Origin of the sequence: Bradyrhizobium ganzhouense, assembly GCF_049949285.1 — a bacterium.
In the GTDB taxonomy this organism is placed as follows: domain Bacteria; phylum Pseudomonadota; class Alphaproteobacteria; order Rhizobiales; family Xanthobacteraceae; genus Bradyrhizobium; species Bradyrhizobium ganzhouense.
This window is the reverse complement of record NZ_CP181318.1, coordinates 2928617-2941165: the sequence shown is the minus strand read 5'-3', so window position 1 is coordinate 2941165 and position 12549 is coordinate 2928617. Positions and strand designations below refer to the sequence as shown.

Here is a 12549-nt window from a genome sequence, read left to right as displayed (position 1 = left end):
CACTTAAAATGATCACTTCGGGCAGATGTAGCCAGTGCCCGCCGGCGACTTGAAGCAGCCGACCGATTCCGGCAGCACGCGCTGCGGCAGCCACAGCACCACGCTCGGGAAATAGATCGCGAACGCGATGGTGGCGAAGAACACCACATAGATCGGCAGCGCCGCGCGTAACGCTTTCGCAAAACTGATGCCGACGAATTTAGACGCCATCAGCAGCACGAGCCCGTAGGGCGGCGTGATCAGGCCAAAGGCGAGCGTCGCGATCAGCACCACGCCCATATGAACGCCGTTGATGTCGCCCGCCTCCGTCAGCGCGTTGACCAGCGGCATGAAGATGATGATGGTCGGCACCGGCTCGATGAAGTCGCCGACCACGGTGAACAGCAGCACCATCAGTAACATGATCAAATGCGGATCGTTGCCGGCGATCGAGGTGATCATGTCGGCGATGTAGCTGGCACCACGCAAGTAGGCGAGCATCCAGCCGAAGGCGTTGGCCGCACCGATGGTGATCAGCGGCAGCGAGAAGATCAACCCGGCGAGGCAGAAATCGTAGGGGATCTTCCGGAAATGCCCGCGGTTGAGCGCGGGGATCACGACCAGGATGATCCAGGCCACGGCGACGACGCCGGCCTCGGTCGGCGTGAACCAGCCGGTCAGGATACCGCCAAGCAGGATCACCGGGATCATCAGCGGCAGCGCCGCGTCACCGGCGGCGAACACCACCTGCCGCAGCGGCGCCCGCGGCTTGCGCAGGCCGGACGGGCCGAAGAAATAGCAATAGATCATCAACCCGAAGCCGATCATCAGCCCGGGCACCACGCCCGCCATGAACAGGCCGGCGATCGAGACGTTGCCGACCGCACCATAGACCACCGCGGTGATGCTCGGCGGCACCAGCGCCGCAATGGTCGAGGCGGAGGCGATGATCGCGGCGATGAACGCGGGCTCGTACCCTTCGCGCTTCATCGGCCCGCCGAGCGCGCGGCTCATCACGGCGACATCGGCGGTGGTCGAGCCCGACATTTCCGAGAAGAACATGCTGAAGACAACCACGACCTGCGACAGCCCACCCCTGATATGCCCGACCAGCGACACCGAGAGGTTTGCTATTCGCACGACGACATTGGCCGAGCTCATGAGCTCGCCGACCAGCAGGAAGAAGGGAATCGCCAGCAGAGCCTCGGAGTCCATGCCGTCAAATATCTTCTGGATGATCGCGGCGAGCGACACGTCGGACAGGACCGCGCCGATGAACACGCCGGCCATCAGCGAGAACGGCACGGGCACGCCGAGATAGCCGAACGACAGGAAGCAGATCGACATCAACGCCAGGACAAAGGGTGCGCTCACGGCTGCGCCCTCACCTGCGCTTCGGTGGCAACCGGCGCGGCGTCCTCGTCCGGCGGCTCCGGATGGTCAAAACCGTTGCGCAGGCCGTTGACGAGCTGCTCGATGGTGAACAGGCCGACCAGGATGCCGGAGAGCGGAATGATCGCGTAAAGCGAGGCGATGGGTGTGCCCGACGGCAGGCGGAAGCTGCCGAATCCGCGCAGATAGTTCTGGTAGCCGTACCAGATCAGGCAGAAGGCGACGCCAAGCACAATGAGACGAATGATCACCTCGACGATGATCCTGGGCACGCCATGCATCGCCTCGGAAATCGCCGTGAGATAGAGGTGATCGTTGCGCCGGGTCGCCACCGCCGTCCCGATGAAGATCGCGTAGATGAACAGCGTCGAGGTGACTTCCTGGAGCCACAGCCAGGGATGGCCGATGGTGCGGGTGACGATGTCGGCGGTGACCGACAGCGAGAAGCCGAAGCACAGCAGGCCGCAAAGCATCATGAGCGCGAGCTCGAGCCAGTCGAGCCAGCGCCATTTCAGGTGGCGCTGGCGCTGCACGAGCAGTTTGTCGGCGATGGCCATCGATGTCGTCCCGGCGAAGGCCGGGACCCATAGCCCCAGGCCGTTATGATGAAAGCGAGCTGACTGCCATCGTGCCTCAAGCACCGCCGCGGAGTATGGGTCCCGGCTTTCGCCGGGACGACTCGTGGAAGTGACGGAGACCGCAACCTAATTAATCGACCGGATCAGATCCTTGATCTTCTCGGCGTGGGGGCCGAGCTCCTTGGCGAGCTTGTCGAGATAGGGATCTGCGATCGCCGCAAAGCTCTTCTTGTCGACGTTGTCGACGACCTTGACGCCCATCTTCTTCAGCTTCTCGGCCGCGGCACGCTCGAGGTCGAACGCCTTCGCCGGCTCCTTCGTGCTGACCTCGTTCGCCGCGGCCTGGATCCAGCCCTTCTGCTCGGCCGAGAGGCTCTGCCAGAGCTTGTCGGAGACGAACACCAGCGCGTTGTTGGCCTCGTGCTCGGTGATATTCAGCACCGGCGCGACCTCGTAGTGCTTGTTGACGAGGTAGACGTTGATGCTGTTCTCGGCAACGTCGACCACGCCGGTCTGCAAGCTCGTATAGACGCTGCCGAACGGCATATGCACGGTCTGGGCACCATAGGCCGGGAACATGGTGTCCTCTGTCGCGGTCGCCTGCACGCGGACCTTCAGGCCCTTGATATCAGCCACATTGTGGATCTCCTTCTTGGAGTACATGTGGCGCACGCCCTGCGAGCCGGTGCCGATGAGGTGCAGGCCCTGCGTGGTCTCATCGATCATGGTCTTGAGCGCTTCGAACACGCGCGGATCGGCCAGCCCCTTGATCACGTGGTTCTCGTCGCGGAACAGATAGTGCAGCGACATCACGCCGGCCTGTGGCGAGATCGTCGCGGTGTTGGCCGAGGAGACGATGGAGAATTCGACGTCGCCGGCCTTCACGAGCTGAAGCACCTGCGGCTCCTGGCCGAGCTGCGCACCGGGATACTGGTCGATGATCATGGTGCCCTTGCTCAATTCCTTGAGCTTGTCGGCAAAGAGGTCACCCGCGATCGAGTAGCCGGTGTTGCGGGGCTGGTCATAGGCGAAGCGATAGTGCTTCACCTCCTGTGCCCCGGCTCCCGTGACGAACAGCATGGCGGCCACGGCCACCAATCCACGCATGGATCGTGCAATCATCGTCTCCCCCTGTTTTTATCGCCCGCCGCTTTTAGCGGTCTGAGCGCTCGTTCGTGATCAGCCCTTTTCGGTCGTCTTCCCAGTCCTCTGCATAAAGTCGAAATCGCAGCCCTCGTCGGCCTGCATGATGGTCTCGTTGAACAGCCAGGCGTAACCGCGCCGTGCTTCATCCGGCGCGGTGGCCGGCTTCAAGGCGGCGCGGCGGCGCTCCAGCTCGGCCGCGTCGACCAAAAGCTCGATGCTGCGCTTGGCCACATCGAGGCTGATCTTGTCGCCGTTCCTCACCAGCGCCAGCGGCCCGCCGACGGCGGATTCCGGCGTGATGTGCAGCACGATGGTGCCGAACGCCGTGCCGCTCATGCGCGCATCCGAAATGCGTACCATGTCCTTGGTGCCATTGCGCGCGAGCTTTTTCGGGATCGGCAGATAGCCCGCCTCGGGCATGCCGGGCGCCCCCTTCGGACCGGCATTGCGCAGCACCAGCACGTCGTCGGCGGTGACGTCGAGCTCGGGATCGTCGACCCGCAACGTCATGTCCTCGACGGATTCGAACACCACCGCGCGGCCCGTATGCTGCAACAGCTTGGGGCTCGCCGCCGACTGCTTGATCACAGCGCCGCGCGGCGCGAGATTGCCGTGCAGGATGGCGAGGCCGCCTTCCTTCTTGATCGGGTTGTCGCGCGGACGGATCGCGTCCTGGCCGGGCACGTCTTCTGCATTGGCCACGACATCGCGCAGCGTCTGGCCCGAGATCGTCTTGGCGTCGAGATCGACGAGATCGCCGAGCTGCGCCAGCAGTTTCGGCACGCCGCCGGCGTGATGGAAATGCTCCATATAGTGCTCGCCGGACGGCTTGAGATCGACCAGCACGGGCACCTCGCGGCCGATCTGGTCGAAGGCCGAGAGATCGAGCCGGTGCGGCGAGCGATGCGCCATTGCGGTCAGATGGATCAGGCCATTGGTCGAACCGCCGATCGCCTGCAACACGACCTGCGCGTTCTTGAAGGACGCCGGCGTGAGAAACTCGCTCGGCTTCGGCCCCTTGGTCTTGGCCATCTCGGCGGCCACGCGGCCGCTCGCCTCGGCCAGACGGAAACGCTCGGCATGCGGTGCCGGGATCGTCGCGCTCATGGGCAGCGACAGGCCCATGGCTTCGATCATGCAGGCCATGGTCGAGGCTGTGCCCATCACCATGCAGGTGCCGACCGACGGCGCGAGACGGCCGTTCACCGCCTCGATCTCGGCATCGTCGATTTCGCCGGCGCGATACTTGCCCCACAGCCTGCGGCAGTCGGTGCAGGCGCCGAGCACCTCGCCCTTGTGATGCCCGACCACCATCGGCCCCACGGGAATGACGACGGTCGGCAGGTCGGCGCTGATCGCGGCCATCACCTGCGCCGGAAGCGTCTTGTCGCAGCCGCCGATCACGATCACCGAGTCCATCGGCTGGGCCCGGATCATCTCCTCGGTGTCCATCGCCATCAGATTGCGCAGATACATCGAGGTCGGATGCGCAAAGCTCTCGGCGATCGAGATGGTCGGAAACACGAACGGCATCGCGCCCGACAGCATCACGCCGCGCTTGGCGGCCTCGATGATCTGCGGCACGTTGCCGTGGCAGGGATTGTAGTCGCTATAGGTGTTGGTGATGCCGACGATCGGGCGCTCCAGCGCGTCGTCGGAATAGCCCATGGCCTTGATGAACGCCTTGCGCAGGAACAGCGAGAAGCCGGCATCGCCATAGCTCGTCAGACCCTTGCGCAAACCACTCGTCATCATGCCACTCCTTCTCACCTGCAATTGTGCTACAGCCTGCCCCCTTATTGTCAATAAGATTGGGCCGGATCACCGCTCTTTCCGCTCCTGACGACGCTCGCGGACGCAAATTATTGACAATCTGGGCTCACCCTGCTCCACAAGGCGGACCGGCGAGGCGCCGGAGGCTGAGGGCATGTCCGACATTCGCACCGCAGACGCCATGGCTATCAGGCGCGACGACCCGGACGACGTCGTCGCGCGGCTGGAGGAGGACATCATCTTCGGCCGCCTCGCGCCGGGCGCGCGCCTGACCGAGGACGCGCTGATGTCGCGCTACGGCACTTCCAGGCACTTCGTGCGCCAGGCGCTGGTGGATGCGGAGCGCCGCGGCATCGTCCGCCGCGAGAAGAATGTCGGCGCCACCGTGCGGTTCTATTCCGCCGAGGAGGTCCGGCAGATCTACGAGGTTCGGGAGATGCTGACGCGGCAGGCCGCGCTGATGATCCCCCTGCCCGCGCCGCAAGGCCTGATCGACGAATTGACCGCCTTGCAACGCGACTATTGCGCGAAGGCCGACATCCGCGACCTGCGCGGCATCCACGAGGCCAACGACGCCTTCCACGTCACGCTGTTCGCCGCCTGCGGCAATCCCTATCTGGTCCGCTCGTTGCAGGACTATATGAGCCTGACGCTGCCGATGCGCGCGAAAAACCTCGCCGACCGCGACGGGCTCGCGCAGTCGCGGCGCCAGCACGAGCTGATGATCGAGCTGCTGAAGGGCCGCGACAGCTGGGCGCTGGCGCAACTGTGCGTGGATCACATGCAGTTCAGCAAGGAGGATTATCTGGCGCGGATTGCGGAGGAGACGCGGCGGTAGGGCTTCGCTTCGATGTCTCAGGAACTCGCGACCGGCCGGCGCGCGACGAGGACTGTGCCGAGGCATTGCAGCACGATTTCACCCTTTTGATTGCGGAGATGGATCTGGTTGCGGACGACACCCCTGTCGGAATGCGACTTGGTTTCGCGCTTCTCCAGGATCGTCACCTCAAGACCAAGCTCGTCTCCGGGGCGCACCGGCGCGGGCAACCTGAGTTCATCAAAACCGAGCCCGGCCAGAACACGAAGCGAAAAGGGCTGTGTCTTGCTCAACAATGAAATGAGGATCGCGAAGGTGTGAGCACTTGATGCCGTCAGCCCCGAAAAGACCGAGCGCGCGGCCGCTTCCTCATCGACATGAAAGGGCTGCGGGTCGAACTTCCTGGCAAATTCGATGATTTCGTCCTTCGATACCTGATACGGGCCCGCCGTCCGCAATTGACCGACCTCAGCATCGTCGAAATACAGGATGGCCATCAACGCCTCCCAAGTGCCGGCTGGCCGAAGCTGCCGAGTAGCCTTCGACTGTTCAGTATCGCCTCAACAGGCCGCGATCCACGCTGGCATCGCCATAGTCGGCGCAGGCCCCTTTTGGATCCCTGACCAAATCCGCCAGGACGCGCTTGATCGTCTTGCTGGCCGCCTCGAACACCTCGGGGCGGAATTTGCCGGGATCGTAGCTTTCACCATCATGGGCCTTTATCGCCGCGGAAAAGGCGTCGATCATGGCCATCGCCGCATTGGGGCTGCCAAGAAGCCGGGCGCCGAGTTGAACGCCGCCGGCGCCATCGACCTCGTAACCGCCGCATCGTTGTTCGAGCACCGCAGATGCGGTGACGAGCTGGTCGAGGAACACCGCTTCGGCGTCGCTAAGCGTTGCGGCCCGCGAGGGTCCTGGCGAGAGCATCGCGAGCACCGCGACGGCTGGCAGCGTGATTTTCAAGCGTGCCCCTGACGGCCCATGACCAACCCGTACAGGAAGAGGAGGATGATGGCCCCGACCACGCTGCCGATGAAGCCGGCGCCCTCGCCGAAATGATACCATCCCACGGCTTGACCGAGCCAGGTCGCAACGAACGCGCCGACAATTCCCAAAACCGTCGTCAAGATGAACCCCTTGGGCTCGGACTTGTCGCCGGGCATGATGAACTTCGCGACCAGTCCAACGACAAATCCGATGATGATCGTCCAAAGGATACCCATGCCATCGCTCCATTCGGTCCGTTTGCGCATCGACGCGTGAGGGAATGCGTGATCGCCTGAAGAGCCAGACGATCCCCTGGGCGACCTTGATCTAGATCAATGGGCAGAAGCAGCCGAACCGACAGCTATTGCTTGTCCCTGCGCGGAAAGGCGTTCAACGCGTTCCGCGGCGCGAAGCGGATCAATGCATGGCGATCATTGGCGAGATCACGCACACCACGACCTATCGCTATGCAAAGCCGGTGACGTTCGGCACGCACCGGGCCATGTTCTTGCCGCGTCGCGGCGCCTCGACCCGGCTGCTTCGCTGGTCCGCTCACACCAATTTGTCGTCAAAGGTGCATTGGGTCACCGACTCCCGATCCAACGCCGTCACGGTGGTGGACTTCAGCGAACCCGGCAGCGAGCTGACATTCACGTTCAAAGTTCGCGGCGTCTATTTCGGAATCAAGGGCCTGGAGGCGTTTCCGCTGGAGCCTCGCGCCGAGCAGGTGCCCGTGCAGTATACGCCGGACGAGTGGACAGACCTTGCCGGTTACCTGCGCCCGCATGCCGACGATAGCGACGGCAACCATGCGGCATGGACCAAGAGCTTCGTGGCCGGCGATCAGGATCGGACCGCCGATGTGCTGCGCCGCATGCTCGGCCTGTTTCGCAGCGAGTTCAGCTATCGCGGAAGAGATTCGGAAGGCACCCAATCGCCGGGCGAAACGTTGCGCGCGAAATCAGGCACCTGCCGGGACTTCGCCTGGCTGATGATCGAGACGTTGCGCCGGCTTGGCTTCGCGGCTCGCTTCGTCAGCGGCTATCTTTATGACGCCGCGCTCGATGGCGGCGCCGTGGGCATGACCGGCTCCGGTGCCACACACGCATGGGTGCAGGTGTTCCTGCCCGGTGCCGGCTGGCTGGACTACGATCCGACCAACAGCCTGAGCGCCGGCTTCGACCTCATCCCGGTCGCCATTGCGCGGCATCCGGGCCAGGCCGTGCCACTGGCCGGCTCATGGTTCGGCGATCCCGGCGACTATCTGGGCATGTCGATCAATGTCGCCGTTCACAAGATCGGCGAAGTGCTCGATCCCTCTGAAGGATAGGGAAACACCCACGGCGACCATGGTATTTTATCGCGACACCACGAAGGGACATGGGCTGCTCTACGCCATCACCGTCCCATTTGAGGCCCTCAAGACCAGGCTGCGACAACTCTATGAGGGCGACACTTTCGGCTGCATCAAATTCCGATACGCCCTGCTCGCGCTCGATTTCGTCACGGTTCTGTTCATTATCGCGACCTCGTTCCTGCCGCGCACCGGGGTCGTCGAGGCGCTCGATGTCGTATTCGGTGTCCTGATCCTCGCGGATTTCTCGGCACGGATGATCATCAGCCGTCAGCCGCTGCATGACCTCGCGCGGCTGTCGACCTGGACCGACATCGTCGTCATCATTTCGTTTCTTGCGCCGCTCGCCGGCGAGGCCGGCGGCTTCCTGCGCGCATTTCGGACATTGCGGTTGCTGCGCGACAACCAGATGGTGGCGCGGCTCCGAATCGACAGCGCCTTCTTTCGGCGCAACGAGGAAGTCGTCTTTGCGGTGGCAAAACTCGGCGTGTTCGTTTTCGTGATGACGGGGGTCGTCTACGAGACCCAGAAGTCTCACAACCAGCAGATCACCAATTATGCCGACGCGCTCTACTTCACAGTCACCGCGCTGACCACAACCGGCTTCGGCGACATCACCTTGCCCGGCACCGTCGGACGCCTGATCACTGTCGTCATCATGATCTTCGGGGTAACGCTGTTCCTGAATCTCGCCAAGGCGTTGCTCGCACCGTCCAAGGTGCGCTTCCCCTGCCCGATCTGCGGCCTGCAGCGCCATGACGTCGACGCGGTGCATTGCAAGGCGTGCGGGACGATCTTGAACATTCCCGATGAGGGCATGGACTAGATCGCCGGGCACGAAAAGTGCCCCTCACCCCGCAATCGGAGTAAGGGGCACATGATGCGCTACCGCTTATTCCAGTCAATAATCCGGCTCGCGTCGCCGTCGAACTCGTTGCTGCAAAACGGGCCGCCCTGATAGTGGTCGCCGACCGGATCCGGCTTCAGCTTGGCCTGCTCGGCCATGGCGTACGCCGCGTGATCCTCGGAGCGGCCGGTGGGGCGATAGCCGAATTCGTAGGCGCGGTGGTTGTCCCACCAGGCGCGCTCGTTCAGCGAGGCGCCGTAGAATACCTCGAAATGAATGTCGGGATGCTCGAGCCCGATCTGGCAGAGCTGCACCAGGTCTTCCGGCTTCAGCCAGATCGAGATCCGGCGAAGGTCCAGCGGCACGTCACCGAAATTGCCGATGCGGAGGCAAGTCACTTTCAGGCCGTGCTTGTCGGCATACAGCGCGCCGAGTGCTTCGCCGAACACCTTGCTGACGCCATAGCGGCCGTCGGGGCGCGGCGTAACGTCGGTCCCGATCTTGTGGTGGCGCGGATAGAATCCGACGGCGTGGTTCGAGGACGCGAACACGACGCGCTTGACGCCCTTGCGGTATGCGGCTTCGAAAAGATTGTAGCCGCCGATGATGTTGGCCTGGAGGATGTCGTCCCACGGGCCCTCGACCGAATAACCGCCGAAATGCAGGATGCCGTCGACGCCCTCGCAGAGCGCCTCGACCTGCGCCAGATCGGCCAGGTCCGCCGCCTTGAACTGCTCGTTCGCCCCGAGATCGGCAGGGGGGCGGACGTCAGAGAGCAGCAGGTCCGGATAGATCGGCGGCAGCAGTTTCCGCAGACGCGTTCCGATCCCGCCCGAAGCTCCCGTCATCAAGATGCGCGGCATGTCTTTCCTCGTATTTGGCGACCGATTTGCGGTCGTTGATCACTGATGGTAGCTGGATTGTCCAGAGGGAACGAAACGAGAGAACCGACATGAATGAAGCATCGTCCCACACCCAGGAGCGGCCAGGCTGGCGGCCGGCGACCTATTACCCCGATCCGGCCATTCACGCCCTCGATCCCCGCTTCGAAAAATACTGGTTGAAACTGTCGGCGGTGGAGCGGCTGGCAACCGGCCTGCGCTGGGCCGAAGGGCCGGTGTGGTTCGGCGACGGGCGCTATCTGCTCTGCAGCGACATCCCGAACCAGCGCATCATCAAATGGGACGAAGAGACCGGCGCGGTCTCGAATTTCCGAAAACCCTCCAATTTCGCCAATGGAAACACCAGGGATCGCCAGGGCCGCTTGGTCACCTGCGAGCACGGCGGCCGGCGCGTGACCCGCACCGAATATGATGGCGAGATCACCGTGCTGATGGATCAATTCAACGGCAAGCGGTTGAACTCGCCGAACGATGTCGTTGTTAAATCGGACGGCTCGATCTGGTTCACCGATCCGATCTTCGGCATCCTCGGCAATTACGAGGGCTACAAGTCCGAGCCCGAGCTCGACATGAACGTCTACAGGCTCGACCCGGAGACCCGCAAAGCCACCGTGGTCGCCGAGAGTGTGCTCGGGCCGAACGGGCTCGCCTTTTCGCCGGACGAGAAAATCCTCTACCTCATCGAATCCCGCGGTGTGCCGACCCGCAAAATTCTCGCCTATGACGTTTCACCTTCCGGCGACAAGCTTTCGAACAAGCGCGTCTTCGTCGATGCCGGCCCCGGCACGCCGGACGGTTTCCGCGTCGACATCGACGGCAATCTCTGGTGCGGCTGGGGCATGGGCGATCCCGAGCTCGACGGCGTCGTGGTGTTCGCGCCCGACGGCGTCATGATCGGCCGCATCGCGCTGCCCGAGCGCTGCGCCAATCTCTGCTTCGGCGGCGTCAAGCGCAACCGCCTGTTCATGGCGGCGAGCCAGTCGATCTACGCGCTGTATGTGAACACGCAAGGCGCGGTGGGGGATAGGCGCTCCGTGGTCATTGTCCCGTAGCCCGGATGGAGCGAAGCGTAATCCGGGACCGGTCCCGCATTACGCTTCGCTCCATGCGGGCTACGATTCTTCGCTTCGCTCGCAATGACGAAAAGAAAAACGCCGGAGCGGTTTCCCGCTCCGGCGTCATTCTGTTCAGGCGCTAAGACTTACGCCGCGTTGAAGCCGGCGACGGCCTTCACTTCGAGGAAGTCCTCGAGGCCATACTTGCCCCACTCGCGGCCGTTGCCCGACTGCTTGTAGCCGCCGAACGGCGCGGTGCGGTCGTTGGGCACGCCCTGGAGGTTGACGTTGCCGGCTCGGATCTGGCGACCGACGCGCTTGGCGTCCTCGACCGAAGCGCCCGAGACATAGCCAGCGAGGCCATACGGCGTGTCGTTGGCAATGTGCACGGCCTCGGCTTCGTCCTTGGCGCCGAGAATCGTCAGCACCGGTCCGAAGATTTCTTCACGGGCGATCGTCATCTCGGGGGTGACGTCGGCGAAGATGGTCGGGCGGACATAGAAGCCCTTGTTGACGCCTTCGGGCAGGCCGGGACCACCGGAGACGAGCGTTGCGCCCTCATCGATGCCCTTCTTGATCAGCGCCTGGATCTTGTCCCACTGGCCGCGGTTGACGACCGGGCCGATGGTGGTGCCTTCGGCGCGCGGATCGCCCGCCTTGGTCTTGTCGGCGACAGCCTTCGCGATCGCGGCGACTTCCTTCATCTTCGAGGCCGGCACGATCATGCGCGAGGGCGCGTTGCAGGACTGGCCGGAGTTGTTGAACATGTGCATCACGCCGCCGGTCACCGCCTTCGTGAGGTCGGCGCCTTCGAGGATGACGTTCGGCGACTTGCCGCCGAGCTCCTGGCTGACGCGCTTCACGGTGGGAGCAGCGCGCTTCGCCACGTCGATGCCGGCGCGGGTCGAGCCGGTGAAGGAGATCATGTCGATGTCGGGGTGCTCGCTCATGGCGGCGCCGACCTCGGGGCCGAGGCCGTTGACGAGGTTGAACACGCCCTTCGGCACGCCGGCTTCATGGAGGATTTCCGCGAAGATCAGCGCCGAGGTCGGGGTGAATTCCGACGGCTTCAAAATCATGGTGCAGCCGGCGGCGAGCGCGGGCGCGACCTTGCAGGCGATCTGGTTGAGCGGCCAGTTCCAGGGCGTGATCATGCCGACCACACCGACCGGCTCGCGCAGCACCATGGCGGTGCCGATCGGCTCCTCGAAGTGGTAGTTCTTGAGCACGTCGAGCGTGGTCATGAGATGGCCGAGGCCGGCGCCGGCCTGGAGTTTTTCGGCCATCGGCAGCGGTGCGCCCATCTCGTCGGAGACGGCGGCGCCGATTTCCTTGAGGCGGCCCTTGTAGACCTCGATGACTTTGGTAAGCAGCGCGACGCGCTCTTCGCGGCTGGTCTGGGAGAAAGTTGCAAAGGCGCGCTTGGCGGCTGCGACAGCCTTGTCCACGTCGGCCTTGGAGCCCAGCGCAACCTCGTACATCGCCTCTTCCGTCGCCGGATTGACGACCGGGGTGGACTTCTTGACGGCGGGATCGACCCAGGCGCCGTCGATGTAGAATTGCATGCGATTGACCATCGTTAACCTCTTCTTGGGGCTTGGGGGGCGTTTCGGCAGGCATCCTTGCACGAAAGCGCCGGCAATTGAACCCGCCATATGCGGGGCCAGCGTTGCGGCGGACGGAGGTTATATGAGCCGATGGCGGGAACGTGGCAAGGTC

Annotated in this window: 13 protein-coding genes; 4 read left to right on the top strand and 9 right to left on the bottom strand. The window is 63.6% G+C overall.

Features of this window, described 5'->3' with window-relative positions; genetic code table 11:
* Nucleotides 1-12 precede the first annotated feature (12 nt).
* The 4 genes from ACLFLU_RS13470 to ACLFLU_RS13455 form a co-directional block, all read right to left on the bottom strand.
* A complete protein-coding gene (locus ACLFLU_RS13470; protein ID WP_426412661.1) occupies nt 13-1353 on the bottom strand; it encodes a TRAP transporter large permease in 1341 nt (446 codons plus the stop codon).
* On the bottom strand, nt 1350-1928 hold the full coding sequence (locus tag ACLFLU_RS13465; RefSeq protein ID WP_426412660.1) for a TRAP transporter small permease: 579 nt from the start codon (nt 1926-1928) through the stop codon (nt 1350-1352). Before ACLFLU_RS13465 ends, ACLFLU_RS13470 begins: the two co-directional genes overlap by 4 nt.
* A 147-nt stretch (nt 1929-2075) precedes the next feature.
* Nucleotides 2076-3071 (bottom strand): TRAP transporter substrate-binding protein, encoded by a 996-nt coding sequence (locus tag ACLFLU_RS13460; RefSeq protein WP_426412659.1) that lies wholly within the window; start codon nt 3069-3071, stop codon nt 2076-2078.
* Nucleotides 3072-3128: 57 nt separating this feature from the next.
* Nucleotides 3129-4847 carry an IlvD/Edd family dehydratase gene (locus ACLFLU_RS13455; RefSeq protein ID WP_426413983.1) on the bottom strand — a complete coding sequence of 573 codons (1719 nt, stop codon included), beginning with the start codon at nt 4845-4847 and terminating at the stop codon, nt 3129-3131.
* A gap of 175 nt (nt 4848-5022) precedes the next feature.
* Here ACLFLU_RS13455 and ACLFLU_RS13450 point away from each other — a divergent pair, with 175 nt between their 5' ends.
* Nucleotides 5023-5706: a GntR family transcriptional regulator gene (locus ACLFLU_RS13450; protein ID WP_426412658.1), complete on the top strand. Its 684-nt coding sequence runs from the start codon at nt 5023-5025 to the stop codon at nt 5704-5706.
* A gap of 17 nt (nt 5707-5723) precedes the next feature.
* Here ACLFLU_RS13450 and ACLFLU_RS13445 read toward each other — a convergent pair whose 3' ends face one another.
* From ACLFLU_RS13445 to ACLFLU_RS13435, 3 genes are all read right to left on the bottom strand, one after another.
* The gene (locus tag ACLFLU_RS13445; protein ID WP_426412657.1) at nt 5724-6182 is read right to left on the bottom strand and encodes a MaoC family dehydratase; all 459 of its coding nucleotides are present in this window, start codon (nt 6180-6182) and stop codon (nt 5724-5726) included.
* A 52-nt stretch (nt 6183-6234) separates the two neighbouring features.
* Nucleotides 6235-6561 carry a hypothetical protein gene (locus tag ACLFLU_RS13440; protein ID WP_426412656.1) on the bottom strand — a complete coding sequence of 109 codons (327 nt, stop codon included), beginning with the start codon at nt 6559-6561 and terminating at the stop codon, nt 6235-6237.
* Nucleotides 6562-6644: 83 nt separating this feature from the next.
* Nucleotides 6645-6908, bottom strand: coding sequence for a GlsB/YeaQ/YmgE family stress response membrane protein (locus tag ACLFLU_RS13435; protein WP_426412655.1), 264 nt, complete (start codon nt 6906-6908; stop codon nt 6645-6647).
* A gap of 188 nt (nt 6909-7096) precedes the next feature.
* On the opposite strand from ACLFLU_RS13435, the gene ACLFLU_RS13430 reads away from it, so the two are divergent.
* Nucleotides 7097-8002 (top strand): transglutaminase family protein, encoded by a 906-nt coding sequence (locus ACLFLU_RS13430; RefSeq protein ID WP_426412654.1) that lies wholly within the window; start codon nt 7097-7099, stop codon nt 8000-8002.
* Between the two features lie 19 nt (nt 8003-8021).
* On the top strand, nt 8022-8852 hold the full coding sequence (locus ACLFLU_RS13425; protein ID WP_426412653.1) for a potassium channel family protein: 831 nt from the start codon (nt 8022-8024) through the stop codon (nt 8850-8852).
* Between the two features lie 59 nt (nt 8853-8911).
* On the opposite strand, the gene ACLFLU_RS13420 is transcribed toward ACLFLU_RS13425, so the two are convergent.
* Nucleotides 8912-9736: an NAD-dependent epimerase/dehydratase family protein gene (locus ACLFLU_RS13420; protein WP_426412652.1), complete on the bottom strand. Its 825-nt coding sequence runs from the start codon at nt 9734-9736 to the stop codon at nt 8912-8914.
* An 89-nt stretch (nt 9737-9825) separates the two neighbouring features.
* On the opposite strand from ACLFLU_RS13420, the gene ACLFLU_RS13415 reads away from it, so the two are divergent.
* On the top strand, nt 9826-10827 hold the full coding sequence (locus ACLFLU_RS13415) for an SMP-30/gluconolactonase/LRE family protein (protein WP_426412651.1): 1002 nt from the start codon (nt 9826-9828) through the stop codon (nt 10825-10827).
* A gap of 149 nt (nt 10828-10976) precedes the next feature.
* On the opposite strand, the gene ACLFLU_RS13410 is transcribed toward ACLFLU_RS13415, so the two are convergent.
* The gene (locus ACLFLU_RS13410) at nt 10977-12407 is read right to left on the bottom strand and encodes an aldehyde dehydrogenase family protein (RefSeq protein WP_426412650.1); all 1431 of its coding nucleotides are present in this window, start codon (nt 12405-12407) and stop codon (nt 10977-10979) included.
* Between the last annotated feature and the right edge of the window lie 142 nt (nt 12408-12549).